This window comes from Sagittula salina (assembly GCF_017813235.1).
Classification (GTDB): domain Bacteria; phylum Pseudomonadota; class Alphaproteobacteria; order Rhodobacterales; family Rhodobacteraceae; genus Sagittula; species Sagittula salina.
Map to the genome: position 1 here is coordinate 283,375 of NZ_JAGISH010000006.1, position 21,185 is coordinate 304,559.

20 protein-coding genes are annotated in these 21,185 nt (G+C 62.5%); 10 read left to right on the forward strand and 10 right to left on the reverse strand.

The features are described 5' to 3' along the window. Positions 1–9: 9 nt before the first annotated feature. Entirely contained in the window at positions 10–399 is a 390-nt protein-coding gene (gene flgC / locus J5474_RS12690; RefSeq protein ID WP_209361280.1) for a flagellar basal body rod protein FlgC, read from the reverse strand. Between the two features lie 12 nt (positions 400–411). Beyond that, entirely contained in the window at positions 412–789 is a 378-nt protein-coding gene (locus J5474_RS12695; protein ID WP_209361281.1) for a FlgB family protein, read from the reverse strand. 84 nt (positions 790–873) lie between these two features. On the opposite strand from J5474_RS12695, the gene J5474_RS12700 reads away from it, so the two are divergent. Then, the gene (locus J5474_RS12700; protein ID WP_209361282.1) at positions 874–2,247 is read left to right on the forward strand and encodes a FliI/YscN family ATPase; all 1,374 of its coding nucleotides are present in this window, start codon (positions 874–876) and stop codon (positions 2,245–2,247) included. An 8-nt stretch (positions 2,248–2,255) separates the two neighbouring features. Here the strand turns inward: J5474_RS12700 and J5474_RS12705 are convergent, their stop codons facing one another. From J5474_RS12705 to J5474_RS12730, 6 genes are all read right to left on the reverse strand, one after another. Beyond that, positions 2,256–3,470 (reverse strand): DUF1217 domain-containing protein, encoded by a 1,215-nt coding sequence (locus J5474_RS12705; RefSeq protein ID WP_245216419.1) that lies wholly within the window; start codon positions 3,468–3,470, stop codon positions 2,256–2,258. Then, positions 3,470–3,874, reverse strand: coding sequence for a flagellar biosynthesis repressor FlbT (flbT, locus tag J5474_RS12710; protein WP_209361283.1), 405 nt, complete (start codon positions 3,872–3,874; stop codon positions 3,470–3,472). Before flbT ends, J5474_RS12705 begins: the two co-directional genes overlap by 1 nt. Then, positions 3,871–4,248 carry a flagellar biosynthesis regulator FlaF gene (gene flaF, locus J5474_RS12715; RefSeq protein WP_209361284.1) on the reverse strand — a complete coding sequence of 126 codons (378 nt, stop codon included), beginning with the start codon at positions 4,246–4,248 and terminating at the stop codon, positions 3,871–3,873. Before flaF ends, flbT begins: the two co-directional genes overlap by 4 nt. A 74-nt stretch (positions 4,249–4,322) precedes the next feature. Then, positions 4,323–5,618 (reverse strand): flagellin, encoded by a 1,296-nt coding sequence (locus tag J5474_RS12720; RefSeq protein ID WP_209361285.1) that lies wholly within the window; start codon positions 5,616–5,618, stop codon positions 4,323–4,325. Between the two features lie 199 nt (positions 5,619–5,817). Then, entirely contained in the window at positions 5,818–6,165 is a 348-nt protein-coding gene (locus J5474_RS12725) for a flagellar protein FlgN (RefSeq protein WP_209361286.1), read from the reverse strand. Continuing rightward, positions 6,158–6,451 carry a rod-binding protein gene (locus tag J5474_RS12730; RefSeq protein WP_209361287.1) on the reverse strand — a complete coding sequence of 98 codons (294 nt, stop codon included), beginning with the start codon at positions 6,449–6,451 and terminating at the stop codon, positions 6,158–6,160. The genes J5474_RS12725 and J5474_RS12730 overlap by 8 nt, the downstream gene beginning before the upstream one ends. Positions 6,452–8,319: 1,868 nt before the next feature. On the opposite strand from J5474_RS12730, the gene J5474_RS12735 reads away from it, so the two are divergent. Then, the gene (locus tag J5474_RS12735) at positions 8,320–8,868 is read left to right on the forward strand and encodes a flagellar hook-length control protein FliK (protein WP_209361288.1); all 549 of its coding nucleotides are present in this window, start codon (positions 8,320–8,322) and stop codon (positions 8,866–8,868) included. Between the two features lie 9 nt (positions 8,869–8,877). Beyond that, a complete protein-coding gene (locus J5474_RS12740) occupies positions 8,878–9,555 on the forward strand; it encodes a flagellar hook capping FlgD N-terminal domain-containing protein (RefSeq protein ID WP_209361289.1) in 678 nt (225 codons plus the stop codon). 2 nt (positions 9,556–9,557) lie between these two features. On the opposite strand, the gene ubiB is transcribed toward J5474_RS12740, so the two are convergent. Both ubiB and ubiE read right to left on the reverse strand, forming a co-directional pair. Further along, positions 9,558–11,090 (reverse strand): 2-polyprenylphenol 6-hydroxylase, encoded by a 1,533-nt coding sequence (gene ubiB / locus J5474_RS12745; RefSeq protein ID WP_209361290.1) that lies wholly within the window; start codon positions 11,088–11,090, stop codon positions 9,558–9,560. After that, positions 11,087–11,839, reverse strand: coding sequence for a bifunctional demethylmenaquinone methyltransferase/2-methoxy-6-polyprenyl-1,4-benzoquinol methylase UbiE (gene ubiE, locus J5474_RS12750; RefSeq protein ID WP_209361291.1), 753 nt, complete (start codon positions 11,837–11,839; stop codon positions 11,087–11,089). Before ubiE ends, ubiB begins: the two co-directional genes overlap by 4 nt. A gap of 97 nt (positions 11,840–11,936) precedes the next feature. On the opposite strand from ubiE, the gene mutM reads away from it, so the two are divergent. From mutM to gyrB, 7 genes are all read left to right on the forward strand, one after another. Then, positions 11,937–12,788, forward strand: a complete 852-nt coding sequence (mutM, locus tag J5474_RS12755) for a bifunctional DNA-formamidopyrimidine glycosylase/DNA-(apurinic or apyrimidinic site) lyase (RefSeq protein ID WP_209361292.1) — start codon at positions 11,937–11,939, stop codon at positions 12,786–12,788. Between the two features lie 66 nt (positions 12,789–12,854). Continuing rightward, positions 12,855–13,631: an enoyl-CoA hydratase gene (locus J5474_RS12760; protein ID WP_209361293.1), complete on the forward strand. Its 777-nt coding sequence runs from the start codon at positions 12,855–12,857 to the stop codon at positions 13,629–13,631. Between the two features lie 254 nt (positions 13,632–13,885). Further along, positions 13,886–14,155: a 30S ribosomal protein S20 gene (gene rpsT, locus J5474_RS12765; RefSeq protein ID WP_209361294.1), complete on the forward strand. Its 270-nt coding sequence runs from the start codon at positions 13,886–13,888 to the stop codon at positions 14,153–14,155. A gap of 538 nt (positions 14,156–14,693) precedes the next feature. After that, positions 14,694–16,073 (forward strand): chromosomal replication initiator protein DnaA, encoded by a 1,380-nt coding sequence (gene dnaA, locus J5474_RS12770; RefSeq protein WP_209361295.1) that lies wholly within the window; start codon positions 14,694–14,696, stop codon positions 16,071–16,073. Between the two features lie 156 nt (positions 16,074–16,229). After that, positions 16,230–17,348: a DNA polymerase III subunit beta gene (gene dnaN, locus J5474_RS12775; protein ID WP_209361296.1), complete on the forward strand. Its 1,119-nt coding sequence runs from the start codon at positions 16,230–16,232 to the stop codon at positions 17,346–17,348. Between the two features lie 61 nt (positions 17,349–17,409). Next, entirely contained in the window at positions 17,410–18,507 is a 1,098-nt protein-coding gene (recF, locus tag J5474_RS12780) for a DNA replication/repair protein RecF (RefSeq protein ID WP_209361297.1), read from the forward strand. A gap of 82 nt (positions 18,508–18,589) precedes the next feature. Beyond that, on the forward strand, positions 18,590–21,007 hold the full coding sequence (gyrB, locus tag J5474_RS12785) for a DNA topoisomerase (ATP-hydrolyzing) subunit B (RefSeq protein WP_209361298.1): 2,418 nt from the start codon (positions 18,590–18,592) through the stop codon (positions 21,005–21,007). The last annotated feature ends 178 nt before the right edge of the window (positions 21,008–21,185 follow it).

The following is a 21,185-nucleotide window of genomic DNA, read 5'->3' on the forward strand; positions in this document are numbered from 1 at the left end:
GGGGTGGGATTATCTTCGCAGAAGATCGAGCAGCGCCGACGACATCTGCCGGGTCTGATCGAACATCTTCAGGTTGGCTTCATAGGATCGCTGCGCTTCGCGCGCGTCGGCGATTTCGATCATCAGGTCCACATTGGTGCCCTGATAGACGCCCGTTTCATCAGCCAGCGGGTTCGAGGGATCGTAGATTTCCTCCAGTGGTTCCTGGCTCAGCGACACTTCGCCGGGTGCCACCCTGGCAAGGCCGTTGCTTCCGGCGGTGGTCTCGAATGGCATCAACTTGCGGTGGTATCCGGGGGTATCGACGTTGGCGATATTCTCGGCGGTCACGCGCAGGCGCGCTGCCTGACTGCGCAATCCACTGGCGGTGACGGAAAGGGCATCGGAAAAAGCGCTCATGTCTGGCTCCTGTTATCTGCGGCCAAGGCTGGTGCGGAGGATGCTCAGGTTGCTTCGGTAGATCGCCAGCGCGCGGTCGTGATGCCGCTTTGCCTCTACGGCAAAGACCATTTCCTCCTCGAGTGAGACGGTGTTCCCGTTCGGATCAACCGCGGCGTCGCGTTCGGAGATGTCGACATCGCCGGGGCGGGACCCGTTAAGATGTTCCTCCCGCGTGGCCCGCTGACCCATCATCGACGGGCGCAGCGTCGAAGTGAATTCCGGCACCGCCTTTGCGCGGTAACCGGGTGTATCCGCGTTCGCGATATTCTGCGCACTCATTGCCTGTTGCAGGCCCGCGTGCCGGGCCATGGCCATCGCCGTTCTGAAGACGTCCAGATTCTGGAACATCGGGGCTTCTCCCTCGATTGCTTCAACCAAGGCTTAACTGCGATTCCTTTAGAAACGGTTTGCGGACCCTGAATGGAGCGTACGATGGAAAACGAGATCACGGGCCTGAGAGCCCGGATTGCCCAGATGCAACCAGTACGCGCCGTTGGGCGGGTCGTGTCCGTCGATGGCACGACAATCTGGGTGCGCGGGCTCGCGGAAAGCGCCAGTATAGGCGACCGGGTGCAGCTGTACCACGGCGGCAACACGCTTGGCGGGGAGGTGCTGCGCATCCGGGACGATCTCGTGGCCATGCTGCCCGACGAGGTTGCCGAAGGCGTATCGCGCGGCGACCGCGTGGCGGTTCTGGGTGCGCCGACGCTGGCTCCCTGCGATAGTTGGATCGGGCGGGTGATCGATGCCTACGGGCGACCGTTGGACGGCGCTCCATTGGGACCCGGAAACAAGCGCAGGCCGTTCCGGGCCAGCCCGCCGCCGGCGGCAGCGCGACGCCGACTCGGGGCGCGGCTGTCGACGGGCCTCGCGGTTTTCGACACACTGCTGCCCATTGCGCAGGGTCAGAGAATCGGCCTTTTCGCCGGGTCCGGGGTCGGAAAATCGCGGCTATTGGCGAAGCTCGCGCAGGGCATGGACGCTGATGTGGTCGTTTTGGCCCTCGTGGGAGAAAGGGGTCGGGAAGTTCTTGATTTCGTGACAGAAGTGCTCGGGCCGGAAGGTATGGCCCGAAGTGTAGTTGTAGCCGCCACCTCGGATCGCTCCCCCCTGGAACGCAGGCGCTGTCCCCTGGCCGCGATGACCATTGCGGAGCATTTCCGTGACCAGGGGAAACACGTGCTCTTCCTCGCTGATTCGATCACCCGTTTCGCCGAAGCGCATCGCGAAGTGGCCATCGCTTCGGGCGAACTACCGGCGCTCCGCGGGCACCCGCCCTCGGTCGCACATCAGATCATGCGGCTGGCTGAACGCGCGGGCTGTGGGATCGAAGGAGCCGGCGACATCACGGCGGTGTTCAGCGTTCTGGTTGCGGGTTCGGACATGGAGGAGCCCATTGCCGACATCCTGCGTGGCGTTCTCGATGGACACGTGGTTCTGGACCGACAAATTGCAGAGCGTGGTCGTTTTCCGGCAATAGACCTCCTGCGCTCCGTTTCCCGCAGCCTGCCGGAAGTGGCCGGCGAGCAGGAGAACGAAATCATCCAGCGCGTTCGTCAGCTCTTGGGTGCTTATGCGAGGTCGGAAACGATGGTCCGTGCGGGTCTGTATCGGGAGGGTGAGGACGCTGTTCTGGACCAGGCTATGCGCATCTGGGCGGAACTCGATTCCTTTCTCGCAGAACCGTCGCCGATCGGGCCGGAACACGCCTTCCAGCGGCTCGAATTACTCTTGCGCCGCGCCAGCGCCGCACCCGCGCGCCGACCTCCGGTCCCGAGAGGGCGCCCCGGCCTGCAAGTACGCTGAGCGGGGCGTCATGCGTTCTGGTTCTGCTGCCTCATGGACGAAAGCAGAGTAAGTGCGATCTGTTGCGAACCATAACTGGCGTTGTTGGCGATCTCGGCCTGCAGGAGATAGCCGAAGATCACCTTGTTCTGCACTTTTTCGTCCTCGAGGTCCGAGAAACTGGCTATTCCGAATCGGCTTTCGGCCTTTTCCTTAAGGACTTCAAGCTGTTTGTCGATGTCGATTTGACTGAAGCCCGCAGGCAGGCCGAGCGCCTTCTCGAACACCTCCCGCATCATGGAATCGCCAAGTACGTTGAACCACTTCGTGTTCTCTGAACTGTCCAGACCGGCGAGCGCTGGCGCTGCCCGTTGAAAGCTCATGGCGGTGCCGATAGTCGGATCGATCTCGTAGATCGCATCTTCGAACAACTGCCACTGGTAGTTGTCGATGATTTTCTCGGCAAAGTTTTCCGCTTGGAGCGCGGTACTAGGTTCCGTGTTGAAACCAAAGGCCTTTGTCATGGCGATCAGCCCCTTGTCCTTCAGGACGTTGGCGAGGGCATCCGGATCGTCTGCGCCTTCGGAAAAAACGCGTTTCAAGAGGGTTTTGCTGTTGATGCGATCCTCGACGCCAAACGCACCGAGGGCAACCTTCAACAGGTCTGGATCAGAGAAGAGGTCGTCGACCGAGCCGACCGAGCCGATATTGTCCCGGAAGTGCTGCGATGTAATCTCCAGCGCGTCTAGAACAGATGTTTCCAGGGCGGCGGAGGCGATGGGGTTGCCGCTATACTCCGGCTCGGCCAGAAGGCCCTGAAGGTCGCTGCGTATCTTCTTGTCATAGGCCGCGAGTACGGTGTCGGCAAAGCCGTCCTCCTGAAAAGGGTATGCAACGGTTTCCTCAAAGTTGAACGCGTTGGCCAGCGCCACGTAACGCCCGTCGTTCAACTTGTTGGCCAGGGCCTTGTCATCCTCGACGCCTTCCGACAGCACGCGCTTGAGCAGGTAGGTGCTGTCGATCTGGTCGCTCAAGCCGAAGGCAGATAGCGCCACCCGAAGCAGGCTGCGGTTTTCGACCAGTTCGTCGCCGGAGGAGACGGAGCCGATGTTCTCCAGAAAATACTTGGCGTCCCGCGCGACGTCTGCGCTCGCGTTGAACGCTTTCTGTTGCGAGGTCAGCGTCGTCTGAAGTACCTGATAGCCAATCAGGCCAGAACCGGCAATCATCGGCGTGATCGGCATTACTTCGCTCCTGCGGCAAGCAGCCGGTCCTCGCGCGGGATCAGGGCGCGCAAGGCCTTCAGGCACTGGTAGAACTGGTCGCCCAGCAGAGCGTCCGTGGCCTGGGTCAGGAGCCGCCGACTGTCGGGATCCACGAGGATGTGACTGAGCTCCTCGATCCGCGGCAGGAGCTGGGCGCGAGCCTCCTCCGGCCGGGCGTCGCCCGTCAGGATCAGCTGTGCTGTGTAGCAAAGGCGGCGGACCGGGGTGCGTGCCTCGTCCGGGTGGATCGCATCGCGCAGCCGCAGCACGTTGGCGTTTGGAGTCACGATAGAAAGGCGGCTGCGTTTGTCACCGTTCTCAATGACTGCTCCGTTGATCAGGACTCGCTCTCGCGGACCCAGTTTCAGTACCAATCCGCTCATCTGTTTGTCCTCCGGCCGCTCAAGCCTTTCAGGATCGCGGCGTTGATTTCCAGCAGGGGCGTGATTCGACCCTTGCGTGTCAGAACTTTTGAGGTCTGCTGCTGAACGAACTCCGCGAGATAAAAGATCCGGGCGCGTAGCTCCTGTGGCAGGGCGTTGCGGTCATCGGCCACGTCGACGGCCAACGCAGTCCAGAGACGCTGGTTGTCCGACAGGGCTTCGACGAGTTTGGGGTAGGCCATCGGGCCTGCCTCGGCGGCGGCCTTGATGCGATGAGTCACCTTTGCGATCAGTTCGTATTCGGTACCGCGCGGCGTTTGGGTTGTGCGTGCATTCTGGGCATATGCCCGAAGCGCTTGAGTTTGTGCGTTCACCTGAGAGCCTTCTGATCTAGAGGGTCAAGGATTGTAAGGAACGGAGGCCGGCTGGCCGACCTCCGTCATCCCGGTTACTGGAACAGCGACAGCAGAGACTGCGGTGCCTGGTTCGCGATGGAGAGCGCCTGAACACCCAGCTGCTGCTGGACCTGAAGCGCCTGAAGCCTTGCAGAGGCCTCCTCCATATCGGCGTCGATCAGCGTACCGATGCCCGATTTCAGGGCGTCCGTCAGACCTGCAATAAAATCGGTTTGCGTTTCGATGCGCCCCTGTGCCGAACCGAAGGCCGAGGCCGAGTCGATCGCGATCTGGATCAGCCCCTCGATCGAGGCCAGCGCCGCATCGGCTCCGGCCTGCGTCGTCACATCAATGTCGGACAGCCCACTCAGTTTTCCGCCGATCTCCGTAGTGGCATCGGTGGCATACTGGTTGATCGTGTAAGAGAAGTTCGGACCGGCGCTGTCATGGCCGGTGAAGACAATGGTGTTCCCGCTCGACACTGCAGCCACGGTGCCCACGTTCGCGCCCAATGCATCTGCTGCGTAGGCGTTGAACGAAGACGCCAGACCAGCCACTACTTCTGCCATGGTTTCGCCGTCACGCGCCACAAAAGAAATATCATTGCGATCGGTCGTGTTCGTCAGACCGCCGCCTGCCGAGGCCGTGATGGCGATGGAGAACGCTGTGCCCGCGACAACGGTCTGTGTGGCGGAGGTGCCGAAGGTCGTGGTGCCTGTCGGCGGTGTCGCGGCGCCGGTCATGAGGAAAGCGACGCCGTCGCCGTCGCCTGTCACGTTGTTGGTTGCGCCAGTCAGAGACGTCAGGGCTCCTCCGATGGAGGAGGCGCCCGTGCCGAGATCCTGCTTGGCCACCGAAATATCTGAAGCGGTAACCCCCTCACCCGACCGGTCGAGCGATGACAGGATGTTGATCATACCGGATCCGACGGTCAACGAGGTGTTCGACAGCAGATTCAGGCCGTTGAACTGCGCCGCGCCGACGACGGCTGCGATCTGATCGCGCAGTGCGGCGATGTCGGCCTGGATCTTGTCGCGGTCGACGTTCTCCTCCTGCGCCGAAACGATCTTTCCCTTGATGTCGGTCAACAGTTCGGAAACCGTCTCCGCAGCCTGACGTGCCACCGAAACTGTGGACTGGCCGAGGTTGAGACTGTCGGATATCCCCTTGAAGCCCTTTACGTCGGCTTCCATCACCTTCGAGATCGCCCAGACGGCGGCGTTGTCCTTCGATGAGGAAACGCGTTTGCCGGTCGAGATTTGTTCCTGCGTTGCCGAGAGACGAGAGTTGATCGTCTTCAGCGTCTGTAGCGCCACCATGGCGCCATTATTCGTCAGGATGCTAGACATGTTTTGTCCTTGCTGTTCAAAAGCGCTTTGCGCCGGTTGCATTTGCCGCGAACGGCATCTCTGACGTCTTTCTGACGATTACAGCCCGAGCTTTTTTCCGGCCTGCGCCACCCGTTTCAGGTGCGCCGCCAACTTCGCGCTTGAATCCTAATGCTCCGCTAATTTGCCTTCCCCCGGTCGAGCGGATTTGATGTAAATCTCAGGCGCGCTTCTCCAGCGTCCGGATTTCCGGCGCATCGATGCTCAGTTTCCGACCCTGACGGTCATAGGTAACGGTAGACTTGCGAGTCCGGCGCAGGTCGCCGAGGCGGGCGGCAACATTTCGTATTCCGGCAAGCGCCTGATCGAAAAGCTCCTGGTTGCGGCGCAAGCCCTCGCGCAGTGGCGCGAGAATCGACGCCGCGTCGGGCGTGTCGCGAAGCTCGGCCACGAGCGCTTGCTTCTCGGCGATCAGGGCGCTGATCCGCTCGAAATCCCCTGCCAAAAGCGCAGCCCGCTCGGCCTCCACAAGCGCTGCGAGCTTGCAAGCAATGACTTGATTATCCATCAATTTTCTCCTTCAGTGCGTGGTAGATCGACTCCGCAAGCCCGATACCGCCGCTTGCGGACAGTTCGCGAGCCTGTTCCAGTCGCATCAGGGACGCGAACTGATCCTCTCCCGCACCGCCGCCGAAAGTCTCGGGGGGTTTGCCGACCCCTGCCGCCTTCAGCATTTCGGCGAGGAAGTTGGCCTCCAGCTCCATCGCGGCCGCGCGGAGCTTCTTTTCCTGCTGTTCAGCGGATAATCTTCCGCGCGGTGAAGCGGCGTCCGGGCTTATGGATGGCAATTCCATGATGTTTTTCTCCAATTCGACTCATCTCTCTCGTATTGCCTGACGCCCAGTAAAGAACTGGTAAGGATGTTCGCATAGCGTTCCGGCGAGGAAGAATTCCCGGAGCGATCATGCTGAACCAATTGACAAGCCTGCTGGGTTTCGGACCCAGGATTCACAGCGCAGCCCAGACCGGCTCAGAAACGCGGTCCGAAGAATTCGCGGAGGTGTTTGCCGAGGTGGAAGCGCGCGGCGGCACGCAGGGGCAGGGGGAAGAGACCCAAGGCGACCGCACTCCCCTTCAGTCCGAAGCAGAAGCCGTCGTGGCGACTGACGAGACCGACGCGATTAATACTTATGAACAAGACGATGTTCTTATCGGTCTCGCACCCGAAGAGGGCGCGCTGGATCTGGACGAGGAATGGGCCTCAATGCAGGATGCCGGGGCCTCTCTGGTATATTCAAAAAACCGCTCCGGTATTCCCGGGGCTGGAAATGTCGCGCCGGATCATTCCGTGTTGCCCCGCCTACCCCCGCCGGGTGTGTCTCGGAGGGCAGTGGATTCGGGCAATGCGGAACTGGGGTCGGCGCAGGCCTCTCCTCTGCTGACCGGTCGCGGTACTGAAAGCCGAGGGTCGGCTCGGGCGGACTGGCCGGGACAGCATCCGCCGGAGTATGCTTCCGACACCGTGCGCTGGTCCGTGGGCAAGGGGCAACCCGCGGTCCCAGTCGCGGCAGCCACAATAGCCGGTCAGTATTCGGGGGATGCCGCGGCTGCATCGCAAGGGTCGTCTCGGACCCTCGCCGCTGGCGCCGCACATCTTTTCTCCGGGGGTAATTCGCATCTGACAGGAGGTGCCAATCCTGATGGCATGCATTGGCCAGAGGGTGATCCATTGCGGGATGAAATGCCGGGAAAATCGTCGAGTGACCGGATCCCCATTACAGATCAGCGAGGAATTCCGGATTCCCGCCTGAATACCGCTCCACGAGCGCGGTTGCCCGGGATCATCGCGCCGGGTGGTGTTGGCTTGTCCGACCTGCACGCAAACATGTCGGGTCCCGATGTGGGTAACAGCTCTCGCGGCGTTTCGACGGCCCATGCGACACAAAGCGTTTCGCCGGGCGCCGGTAGACTGGTGCCGTCCGGTTCCACCACGCTTCCGGACGGGGCCACAGTAACCACACCATTGCCGGGATCGATCACCGATTCGGGGATGACGCAGGTGCGGCCAGGAAATCTCCCTATATTTAAAGCCCGTACTCTTGGCGGGGCACAACGGACCTTTCCTTCGCCAAGCGCAATCGAGGCCACCGGCCAAGCCGCGCCCGGGCCTGGGTATTTTGGGGCACGGCCACAGCTTTCCGACCAAGAATTGGCAGCGCAGCCGTCGAGCGAAAGGGAAGTCGGCACACGGGGGACCGCGTTCGGCGGCCCGGCAAGCGTGGATCTTCATGGCGCGCGCGCGCCGGATCACCCGCGCATTTTTGGCGGTGGTGCATTCCCCGAAGGCCTGGGTCGCCAGAGGGGGGCCGCGCCGCTCGAATCGCCCTCGCGACCGCCAGCGTCGCAGATGCAGGTTCGATACGCGGGAACTGAGGCCGCTTCGTCCTCAGAGTTGGACGAGGTCAGGGCGTCTGCGTCGTCATCGTCCAGCCCGCAAGCCGCCACAGGGAGCCAAGCGGCGGCTTACCCTGCTTTCGCTTCCTCCCGCGCGGGTCGGGCAGTCTCCATGATCCCGGCAGAAAGTTGGGACCGGGGCGGTCACGAGAGATTCGAAAGGCCCACTGCGCAGGGGGCGGTCGATAGTGTGCCCGGTCCGCCGCCCGCCGGTTCGTCAGCGGCGGCTCTGCCTATCGCAGCATTGCCGCGGGCAGCGCGTTCCCCGATGGCGGCCGACGCAAACTATGGCCTCCTCCCGGGCGATCCGCTCGAGACGGATGATACAGCCGATCCGGCTCTTGAGCAGGGAGTGGATGGCGAGTTCTTCGTGTCAGGGCGCTCCCAAGCGACGGGCGCACTGCCGGGCCAATCCGTTCCGCTGATCTCTGCGGCACGGACCGACGGCGCTGCCGTGGCACGCCAGATGGCCGAGGGCATGGCCCGCCTTCACGAAGGTACGGTCGAACTGCGGCTCTCGCCGGAAGAACTCGGCCGCGTTCGCATGATCCTGCATCAGGGGGAACATGGGCTCACCGTCCATATTCAGGCCGACCGGCCGGAGACGCTCGACCTTCTGCGGCGCAACATCGATGAACTCGCGCGCCATCTCGGAGACGCCGGATACGAGGGCGCGGGTTTTTCCTTTGGCGACGGCCAAGAGGGCGGCGGCGATCAGCCCGGCCTGGCTGACGTCCCTCTCCCCGCCGACCCCGACTTGCCGCCCGAGGCCGCGCCCGCTTGGTCCGATCCAAACGGCCTAGACATCAGGATATGAGGATTACCCATGGTTGAGACTTCTTCCGTTCAGCCGCTTTATAGCAGCAACACCACACCGCAGGCGACCACAGCCCCCAAGCAGGACCGCGCCGTCCTCAGTTCGGATTTCGAGACATTCCTCAAAATGCTCACCGTTCAGGTGCAGAATCAGGACCCTCTGAACCCAATCGATTCGACGGAGTATGCCACCCAACTGGCGACCTTCTCCTCGGTTGAACAGCAGGTACAGACCAACGATCTGCTACGCAACATTTCGTCCACGCTCGGCGGCAATGCCCTGAACGAAATGAGCCGCTGGATCGGGATGGAGGGGCTGGTGCGTGCGCCGGCCGCGTTTACGGGCAATCCGGTCACGATCCGTCCGGATTATGAACAGGGGGCTACCGCAGCCCAGCTCGTGGTGCGCAACGCCAGCGGGATGGAGGTGCAGCGCTTCGACATCACCGTTGGCGAGGATACGGTCGTCTGGGGCGGGCGCGATGGCGACGGGAATGCACTTCCGGCCGGAAACTACCGTTTTGAAACCGAAAGTTACAAGGACGGTCAGAGGCTCGCCACCACGCTGTCGCAGGTTTACAGCATGATATCCGAAGTGCGCAACGACGACGGCACCGTGGTGGTCCGCATGTCGGATGGATCGGAACTGAGCTCGGACATGGTCGACGGTCTGCGCGCGGCGGGCTGACCTTAGACCAGCGCGCCGACCAAGGCCGTGGCCGCGGCACCCACCCCGAGACCCAGCAACCCCCACAGGACCCGGCCCCGCCAGCGGCCGGGTTTTACCGTTTCCACGGGCTGCGCCTGACGGATCAGGGCCGCTTCCACCAGTTTCGGCAAGCGCGGGCCAAAGCGTGCCATGACCATCGCCGTCTTCCATAGGTCAGAGGCTGCGGCGCGCGGGCCGATCGACTGCTTTATGTAGTCCTCGACAACAGGCTGCGCGACCTTCCAGATATTCATGCGTGGATCAAGCGAGCGTGCCACGCCCTCGACCACTACCATGGTACGCTGCAACAGGATCAGTTCCGTCCGCGTTTCCATGCCAAAGCGTTCCGTCACCTCGAAGAGATAGGCCAGCAGCTTCCCCATTGAGATCCGCGTGGCGTCCATGCCGAAAATCGGTTCGCCCACCGCCCGGAGCGCGCGGGCGAATTCATCGGGATCACGGTCGGCGGGGACATAGCCCGCCTCGAAATGCACCTCAGCCACGCGCTTGTAATCGCGACGAATGAAACCAAAGAGAATCTCGGCGTAGACCCGGCGCGTGTATTCGTCGATGTGGCCCATGATGCCGAAATCATATGCGATGATGTCGCCGTTCGCAGCTACCTTCAGATTGCCCTGATGCATGTCGGCATGGAAAAATCCATCGCGCAGTGCGTGGTTCAGGAAGAGTTGCAGCACGCGCTCGGACAGAGCCTTGCGGTCGTGACCGGCAGCATCCAGCCCGGCGTTGTCACCCAGCGGCACGCCCTCGGCCCAGCTCATCACCATGACGCGCCGCCCGGACAGGCCCCAGTTGACCCGCGGCAGCTGAAATCCAGAGTCGGAGACCGTGTTCGCAGCGAATTCGCTCGCCGCTGCCGCCTCCAGACGCAGGTCCAGTTCGCCCATCACGACGCCTTCGAAGTGGGCAATCACGTCACGCGGGTGCAGGCGGCGCGATGCGGGGGAGAGGTTTTCAATCGTTGCGGCGGCGAACCAGAAGGCGTCGATGTCCTTTCGGAACGCGCGTTCGATGCCGGGGCGCAGCACCTTCACGGCGACCTCTTCGCCGGTCTCGCGCAGTCGCGCGCGGTGCACCTGTGCGATGGACGCCGCCGCCACCGGATCGCTGAACTCGGAAAACACTTCGTCCACCGGCTGGCCCAGCTCGGCCTCGACCTGCCGCTTTGCTTCTTCGACGGAGAAAGGAGGCAGCTTGTCCTGCAGCACGCGCAGCTCCTGCGCCATGTCCTCGCCCACGACGTCGGGCCGCGTCGACAGGATCTGGCCGAACTTGATGTAGGCCGGACCCAGAACCTGCAGGGCACGCACAGCCGGGGGCAGGCCGGGGTCGCCGCGTTCGCCCAAAAAGGTGAACGGCCACGCCAGCACCCGCGCTGCCATGCGCAGTGGGGCGGGCGTGTCGAAGGCGTCCAGCACGACATGCATCGCGCCGGTTCTTTCAAAGGTCGCGCCGGTGCGGATCAACCTCCAGATGTTGTGCGGACCCCTCAAAGTTTCCAGCCCGAGTGCAGACAGGCCACGCCCATGGTCAGATTGCGGTACTTCGCGTTGTCGAACCCGGCCTCACGCACCATCCCGAGAAAGGTTTCCTGATCTGGAAACCTGCGAATGCTTTCAACAAGGTACTGGTAGGAATCGTGATCTCCGGCAATCACCTGACCCATCTTCGGTATGATGTTGAAGGAATACAGGTCGTAGGCCTTCTGCATCATGTCGTTGGGGATCTGGCTGAACTCCAGCACCATCAGGCGGCCTCCGGGCTTCAACACGCGGTAGGCCTCGTTCAAGGCCTCCTGCGGGCGGGTCACGTTCCGGATGCCGAAGGAGATCGTGTAGACATCGAAGGTATTGTCCGCAAAGGGCAATTTCATTGCGTCGCCCACCACCCAGTCGAGGTTGTCCGCCATCGACGCCGCTTCAGCACGCTTGCGGCCTTCGACCAGCATCGATTCGGTAATGTCCAGAACGGTGGAGTGGCCGGTGCCCGCCCGTTTCAGAAACCGAAACGAAATGTCCCCCGTTCCCCCGGCCACGTCCAGCAGCCTCTGGCCCGGGCGCGGTGCCAGCCAGTCCATCATCGCGTCCTTCCAGACGCGGTGAATGCCGAAGGACATGGCGTCGTTCATCACGTCGTATTTAGACGCCACAGAGGTAAAGACACCCTGAACGCGCCCCGCCTTTTCCCCCTCAGGGACCTCGGTGAACCCGAAATGCGTCGTCTTCCCAGAGTCTTGCGTCATCTTCGCCCCTTGTGACCCGGCGGGGACTTGTGTCCGTACCGTTTGGTGCCTTCTTATAGGGCGCTGCAGCACAGTGACAATCGCAAGGACCGTGTGAATGCCCGAATTGCCCGAAGTCGAGACAGTGCGCCGCGGCCTCGCCCCCGCGATGGAGGGCGCAGTGATCGCCCGCACACAGGTCAACCGCCCGGACCTGCGCTGGCCTTTTCCGGACCGCATGGCCGAACGGCTCACCGGCGCGGGTGTTCTGCAATTGCGCCGCCGGTCGAAATACATCCTCTGTGATCTGGATACTGGCGAGACGTTGCTGATCCACCTCGGCATGTCGGGGCGGATGCTGGTTTCCGGCGATCCGCTGGGGCAGTTCGTGCACAACCACCCCGCGCCGGAAAAGCACGATCACGTCGTGCTCGACATGGGTAACGGCGCGCGCATCACCTTCAATGACCCGCGACGCTTTGGCGCCATGGACCTGCTGCCCACCGCCACCGCCGACCTGCACCCGCTGCTGGCGCAGATCGGGCCGGAGCCGCTGGGCAACGGGTTCACCGAATCTCATCTGGTCGCCGCGCTCAAACCGCGCAACACGCCGATAAAATCCGCGCTTCTGGATCAGAAGATCGTCGCCGGGCTGGGCAACATATACGTTTGCGAGGCGCTCTTCCGTGCCGGCATCTCTCCGGTGCGGCGAACGCGCAACATCTCCGCACCGCGAATCGCGGCCCTCGTCCCCATCATCCGACAGGTCTTGGAGGAGGCGATTGAGGCGGGGGGCTCCAGCCTCAAGGATTTCCGCCAAGCCGATGGGGAACTTGGATATTTCCAGCACAATTTCGATGTCTACGGCCGCGAAGGAGACGCCTGCCGCACGCCGGACTGCCCTTCGGTCATCCGTCGGGTGGTGCAGTCGGGGCGGTCGTCGTTCTATTGCCCGACTTGCCAAAACTAGGCTTGATCGGTCCGAGCGAAATGTTAAGGCTTTCCCCTTGACGGAACCGGACGGAGCCCAAAGCCCATGGCCTATGAGACGATCATCGTCGAAGTAGAAGACCACGTCGCCACCTTGAAACTCAATCGCCCCGACGCGCTGAACGCTCTGAACTCGCACCTTTTGGGCGAGCTGAGCCAGGCGCTTGCGGAGGCCGACAGGAACGACAAGGTCCGCTGCATCATCATCACCGGCTCGCAGAAGGCTTTTGCCGCCGGTGCGGACATCAAGGAGATGTCGGAAAAAAGCTACGTCGACATGCTGATGTCGGATTTCTTCGGCTCGGAGAGCAACGCCATCACGGCGACCCGCAAGCCGATCATCGCTGCCGTTTCGGGCTACGCCCTTGGCGGCGGTTGCGAACTGGCGATGATGTGCGATTTCATCATTGCCGCGGATACCGCCAAGTTCGGACAGCCCGAGATCAACCTCGGCGTCATTCCCGGCCTCGGCGGCACTCAGCGCCTGACCCGCTTCATCGGGAAGTCGAAGGCGATGGACATGGTGCTCACCGGGCGTTTCATGGATGCCGAAGAGGCTGAGCGTTCGGGGCTGGTGTCCCGCGTAGTCCCTGCCAAGAGCCTGATGGAAGAGGCCCGCGCCGCCGCCGACAAGATTGCCGAAAAGTCGATGATCTCCACCGTGGTGGCAAAGGAACAGGTGAACGTCGCCTACGAGATGACCCTGAGCCAGGGCCTCTTGTCGGAACGCCGCGCCTTTCACGCGCTGTTCAACACCGAAGATCAGAACGAAGGCATGGCCGCCTTCATGGAGAAACGCTCGGCCCAGTTCCGGGACCGTTGATCCGCATGCCATGCGCATGGTTTGTGCATGGCCAAAATGAGGCTTCCGGGCAGTGCCGGGCGGAAACGCCTTGCCCGGCGGTCGACGGTGCTATATAGGCGCCGGTCATACATGCGCGTGATGCCCGCTCAGGCAAGAATCGGTCCCGTGAGTTCAGTTCGGGTCTGCAAACGGCATTCGCCGCGCATACCAGTTTTGAACCGATACCGCCGCACCCGAAACCGGGAAGGCGGCGACCAGAAGGAACGATCATCATGGCAAATACGCCCCAGTCCAAAAAACGCGCCCGTCAGGCAGAGAAGCGTTACGCGGTCAACAAGGCCCGTCGTTCGCGCATCCGCACCCACCTGCGCAAGGTCGAAGAAGCTATCGCATCCGGTGACCAGACCGCCGCGCAGGCAGCCCTGCAGGCCGCCCAGCCGGAAATCATGCGTGGTGTGACCAAAGGCGTCTACCACAAGAACACCGCATCGCGGAAAGTCTCCCGTCTGTCCGCCCGCGTGAAGGCGCTGGCCACGGCGTAAGACGCCCGATTCTTGGTCGTTCCGGGGGTGCAAACAGGCCCCCTGACGGGATCGATCACAAGATGCTTCGACGTTGCGAAAGGGCACCACATACCGTGGTGCCCTTTTGTTTTTTCAAAGGTTTGCAGGGCCAAAATCGGGGCCTGAGATTCTTTTCCGGGAATCCTCGAGTCAATATCGAAGTTCAGTTGCCGCTTCCTGTGGATGGTTGGTAATTTCACCAGGCGAGTCACATCGTACACTTGGGGGGACAAGGCTGCCGGTTCCGGTGCTCTGCTCAGAGCAACAGGAACTGCTTGTCGGGATACTGCGGGTATCCTCGACAAGCGACAGGGGAGACCCTGGCCATGTCCAAACACAAAACGGGTGGAACATCCGTGTCGCCGTCGGGACAGCGGCGCACGCATGGAAACCCCGGGGCTCTGATGCCCTGGCTTATACCCTCTGGGGTATGAGTTCGGCTGTTTTGTGCCTTGTGTTTGTTGACACGCCGCCGTGCGCACACGGTGCAAGGAACGGAACGAGGAACAGTTGGCGGATGACAAAAGAACAATGGGGCGCCCTCCAAGAGCAGATCTGCAGGACGATCGGACAGAACAACTACAAGACGTGGATCGAACCTCTCCGATTTCGTGGTATGACCAACGAGGGCGTCATGACGCTTCAGGCGCCCACGAACTTCTTCGGAACATACGTGTCGCAAAATTTCGGTGACATGCTGCTGGCGCAGATTTCGACCGTGGACGCCTCAGTCCGCCGTCTGAATTTTCAGGCCGGGATCAGCGAACCGAAGCGCGAAAAGCAGGAAACGCAAAAGCCCGCACCGCTGGCCGAAGCGGAGCCAGCGTCCCCGGCCACCACGGCGAAGGACCAGTCGCTGCCGGGCGCGCCGCTCGACATGCGGTTTACCTTCGACACTTTCGTGGTGGGCAAGCCGAACGAACTGGCCCATGCCGCCGCGCGTCGCGTCGCCGAAGGTGGGCCGGTGACCTTCAACCCGCTCTTCCTCTATGGTGGTGTTGGTCTTGGCAAGACGCACCTCATGCACGCCATCGCCTGGGAGTTGTCGCAGCGCAACCCCAACGCCACCGTGCTGTACCTGTCGGCGGAACAGTTCATGTACCGCTTCGTGCAGGCCCTGCGCGAGCGCAAGATGATGGACTTCAAGGAGATGTTCCGCTCTGTCGACGTGCTGATGGTCGATGACGTGCAGTTCATCGCCGGCAAGGATTCGACGCAGGAAGAGTTCTTCCACACGTTCAACGCGCTTGTGGACCAGAACAAGCAGATCATCATCTCGGCGGATCGGGCGCCGGACGAGATCAAGGATCTGGAAAACCGCATCCGCTCCAGACTTCAGTCGGGTCTGGTGGTGGACCTGCACCCGACGGATTACGAGCTTCGGCTCGGAATTCTGCAGTCGAAGGTCGAGGGGTACCGCGGGATGCATCCGGGCCTGCAGATCGACGATGGCGTGCTGGAGTTCCTCGCGCATCGGATTTCCACCAATGTCCGCGTGCTGGAAGGGGCGCTGACCCGTCTGTTCGCTTTTGCCAGCCTCGTGGGCAAGCCGATCAACATGGATCTGGTGCAGGACTCTCTGGCCGACGTCCTGCGCGCATCGGAGCGGAAGATCTCGATCGACGAGATCCAGCGCCGCGTGGCCGAACATTACAACATCCGTCTGTCGGACATGATCGGGCCGAAGCGGGTGCGCAACTTTGCCCGACCGCGGCAGGTGGCGATGTACCTCTGCAAGCAGCTGACCTCGCGGTCACTGCCGGAAATCGGCCGTCGTTTCGGCGGACGCGACCACACCACCGTGATGCACGGGGTGAGGCGGATCGAGGAACTGCGCCTGCAGGACGGGCAGATCGACGAGGATGTCGAAATGCTGCGTCGGGCGCTCGAAGCCTGAGACGTTCACACAACACCAGGGCGTGCGGCGTGGCATATGCGCCGCACGAGTCTTGACGCTTTGGGGAATTCATTCAACAAAACCGCAAACCGGCTTGGAGCGCTGGACGCTCCGCGCTAACGTGCGCGTCCCGGAGTGTCGGAGAGGGTAGGGCAAATGAAAATCAGCATGGAACGGGCGACGCTTCTGCGGGCGGTGGCTCAGGCTCAGTCGGTCGTGGAGCGGCGCAACACGATCCCGATCCTCGCCAACGTGCTGATCGAGGCCGAAGGCGACACCGTCACCTTCCGCGCCACCGATCTGGACATCGAGGTGCTCGACCGCGCGGAGGCCATGGTCGAAAAGGCTGGCGGCACCACCGTCAGCGCCGTCACCCTGCACGAGATCGTTCGCAAGCTGCCCGACGGCGCGCAGGTCGCTCTGTCGGAAGAACCCGGCTCGGGCCGCCTGACCGTCTCGGCGGGCCGCTCGATGTTCAATCTCGCGACGCTGCCGAAGGAAGATTTCCCGGTGATGGCGTCGTCGGAATACACCTCGAACTTCAGCTGCAAGGCGCAGGTGCTGCGGCGTCTGTTCGACAAGTCGAAGTTCGCTATCTCCACCGAGGAGACGCGGTACTACCTGAACGGCGTCTACATGCATGTGTCCGATTCCGACGGTGCCAAGGTACTGCGCTGCGTGGCAACCGACGGTCATCGTCTTGCCCGGATCGACGCACCGCTGCCGGATAATGCCGCCGACATGCCCGGCGTGATCGTTCCGCGCAAGACCGTGGGCGAGCTGCGCAAGCTCCTCGACGAGGACGACATGGACATCGCGGTCAGCGTGTCCGAAACCAAGATCCGCTTTGCCACGCACAACATCACGCTGACCTCCAAGGTCATCGACGGCACCTTCCCCGATTACACGCGCGTCATTCCGCAGGGCAACACGCGCAAGCTGGAAGTGGACGCAAGCGAGTTTGCCAAGGCGGTGGACCGCGTGGCGACTGTGTCGTCGGAGCGCTCCCGCGCGGTGAAGCTGGCACTGGATGAGGACAGGCTGGTGCTTTCGGTCAACGCGCCGGACAGCGGCGCGGCAGAGGAAGAACTGGCCGTAGCCTACGGCGACGAGCGGCTGGAAATCGGTTTCAACGCGAAGTATCTGCTGGAAATCGCCTCTCAGGTAGATCGCGAGAACGCTGTCTTCCTGTTCAACTCCTCCGGCGACCCGACGCTGATGCGCGAGGGCGACGATACCTCCGCGGTCTACGTTGTCATGCCGATGCGGGTGTGATCGCGGACAGAACGCTTCCGGCGGGAGTATTTATGCCAAGAAGAAACAGGGGGCGCGGCGCATGTACCTGACGTCGCTCACCTTGTCGCACTTCCGGTCCCACAAGCGGGCGGTGGTCGAGGTCGATCACCGCCCGATCGCCATCTGGGGACCGAACGGCGCGGGCAAGACCAACCTGATCGAGGCGGTGTCTCTGTTCTCGCCGGGTCGGGGGCTGCGGCGCGCCTCCGCGCAGGAGATGGCGCGGCGGCCGGAGGCGCTGGGTTGGAAGATCCGTGGCGACCTTGTGGGGGTGTCGGGTACGCACGATCTGTCCTTTACCTCGGAGGGCGGCGCGGCGCGGCAGGTCAGGATCGATGACAAGCCAGCCAGCCAGGTGGTGCTGGGTCGGCTGGCGCGGGCGGTCTGGCTGATCCCCGCCATGGACCGGCTTTGGATAGAAGGCGCAGAGGGGCGGCGGCGGTTTCTGGACCGCATGACGTTGTCGTTCTTCCCGGATCACGCTCAGGCGGCGCTGGATTACGAGAAGGCCATGCGCGAACGCAATCGCCTGCTCAAGGACATGGTGCGCGACGCCCATTGGTATGCAGCGCTGGAGGCACAGATGGCCGAAAGCGGCGCGGCATTGCATCTGAACCGCCGGGCGGCGGTGGCGCGGATCATGCAGGCCCAGGCCGGGGCGGAGACGGCATTCCCCACCGCCGCGCTGGAGCTGATCCAATCCGAGGGCAGCATGCCCGATACGGCCACGGACCTGCGTGCGGCGCTGGGCGAAAGCCGTGCTCGTGACCTTGCGGCAGGGCGCACGCTGGTGGGGCCGCACCGGACGGATCTGATGGGGACCTTTGCGGCCAAGGAGGTGCCCGCGTCGGAATGCTCCACCGGCGAGCAGAAGGCGCTGCTGATCTCGCTTATCCTCGCCAACGCGCGGGCGCTGTCGCAGGACGAGGGCGAGCCGCCGATCCTTCTCCTGGACGAGGTAGCCGCGCACCTCGATGCGGGCCGCCGCGCCGCGCTTTTCGACGAGATTTCCGCGCTTGGTGCTCAGGCATGGATGACGGGCACGGGACCGGAGTTGTTCGCGGAACTGGGCACCCGAGCGCAGGCCTTGGTGGTCACCGACGAGGCTGGCGCCTCGGTAGTTTCAAAACCCTGCTGATCCTACTAAATCTTGTGGCTTGCGCGTGACAATCCCCGGGCTTGGGGCTATAAAACGCACAAGAAAAACAAGGGAAATGGGCATGTCCGACCAGCCGAGCGCCAAGCAAGATTATGGCGCTGATTCCATCAAGGTTCTCAAGGGTTTGGAGGCCGTCCGCAAGCGTCCAGGCATGTACATCGGCGACACCGATGACGGTTCGGGCCTGCATCACATGGTCTACGAGGTCGTCGACAACGGCATTGACGAGGCTTTGGCGAAGCACGCCGACTACGTGAATGTAAAAATCCACTCGGATTCGAGCGTCTCCGTGCGCGATAACGGCCGTGGCATCCCGGTGGACATCCACGCCGAGGAAGGCGTTTCCGCCGCCGAGGTCATCATGACCCAGCTGCATGCGGGCGGGAAGTTCGACCAGAATTCCTACAAGGTCTCCGGCGGTCTGCACGGCGTGGGCGTTTCCGTGGTGAACGCGCTGTCCGTCTGGCTGGAGCTGCGCATCTGGCGCAACGGCAAGGAGCATTTTGCCCGTTTCGAGCATGGCGAGACCACCGAGCACCTGCGCGTGGTGGGCGATGCGCCGGGAGAAAAGGGGACGGAGGTCCGCTTTCTCGCTTCGACAGAGACATTCTCCAACCTCGAGTACGATTTCCACACGCTGGAAAAGCGCCTGCGGGAATTGGCATTCCTGAATTCCGGCGTGCGCATCATTCTCGAGGACGAGCGTTCCGCAGAACCGTTGCGCGTGGAACTGCACTATGACGGCGGCGTGCGTGAATTCGTCAAATATCTCGACCGGTCAAAGCAGTCGGTGATGGCGGAACCCATCTACATGGATGGCGAGAAGGACGGCATCGGCGTCGAAGTCGCCATGTGGTGGAACGACACCTACCACGAGAACGTGCTGCCCTTCACCAACAACATTCCGCAGCGCGACGGCGGCACGCACCTCGCGGGCTTCCGCGGTGCGCTGACGCGCCAGTTGCAGAAATACGCGCAGGAATCCGGCATCGCCAAGCGGGAGAAGATCACCTTTACCGGCGACGATGCCCGCGAGGGACTGACGGCGGTACTGTCCGTGAAGGTGCCCGATCCGAAATTCTCCAGCCAGACAAAGGACAAACTGGTCTCTTCCGAGGTTCGTCCGGCGGTGGAGAACATGGTCAACGAGAAGCTCGGCGAATGGTTCGAGGAGCACCCGAACGAAGCCAGGCAGATCACCGGCAAGATCGTCGAGGCCGCAATGGCCCGCGAGGCGGCCCGCAAGGCCCGCGAACTGACGCGGCGCAAGACGGCGATGGACGTTTCCTTCAACGCGGCAAAGCTCAAGGATTGCTCGGAAAAAGACGCCTCCAAGACCGAACTCTTCCTTGTCGAGGGTGACTCGGCCGGCGGATCCGCCCAGACGGGCCGTGATCGGCGCACGCAGGCAATCCTGCCTCTCCGCGGCAAGATCCTGAACGTGGAACGCGCACGCTTCGACCGCATGCTGTCGAGCCAGGAAATCGGCAACATGGTTATGGCGCTCGGCACCGGCATCGGCCGGGACGAGTTCAACATCGACAAGCTGCGCTACCACAAGATAATCATCATGACGGACGCCGACGTCGACGGCGCTCACATCCGCACGCTGCTGCTGACGTTCTTCTACCGCCAGATGCCGTCCCTGATCGAAGGCGGCTACCTCTACATCGCGCAGCCGCCGCTCTATAAGGTCGCGCGCGGCAAATCCGAAGTCTACCTGAAGGACCAAACCGCCCTGGAAGACTACCTTGTGCAGCAGGGCATCGACGGTGCGCATCTGAAGCTTGGGTCGGGCGAGGTCATCGTCGGACAGGACTTGATCCGTGTCGTCGAGGAGGCGCGCCAGCTGAAGCGGGTCATCGACTCCTTCCCGACGCATTACCCGCGTCACATCCTCGAACAGGCTGCGGTGGCCGGGGCTTTCGTGCCCGGTGCGGTGGACGCGGACCTGCAGGGGGTCGCGGATCGGGTCGCGGCGCGGCTAGACCTCGTGGCGCTGGAATATGAACGTGGCTGGCAGGGCCGGATCACTCAGGACAAGGGCGTGCGTCTCGCGCGTATCCTGCGGGGCGTTGAAGAAGTCCGCACGCTGGACGGCCCGATGCTCCGTTCCGGCGAGGCCCGCAGGACAGGCACTTTCACCGAGAGCTTGCAGGCGGTCTACGGCCAGACGGCGATGCTGGAGCGCAAGGATCGGCGGCAGGCGATTCAGGGGCCGCTGGAGCTGTTGAAGGCGATTCTCGAAGAGGGGGAAAAAGGTCTATCGCTGCAGCGCTACAAGGGGCTGGGCGAGATGAACGACGATCAGCTGTGGGAAACCACCTTGGATCCGGACGCGCGCACGCTATTGCAGGTGACCATCGACGACATGGCGGAGGCAGACGACCTCTTTACCAAGCTGATGGGTGACGTGGTCGAACCCCGGCGGGAGTTCATCCAGCAGAACGCCCTGAGCGTCGAAAATCTCGATTTTTGATCGAATGTAGGATCGCGCACAATCGTGCGCGGTCCCATAAGTTTGCGCGATTTGCCCAAAAGCTTGCGTTTGTCGCAAGGACGTCGCGCATCGGACTATCCATTCGGTCCGTAGCTTTTGACTATTTGTGTCCAACCAATCGCACACCGCGACGGCGACGCGATGCGAGTTGATCTCG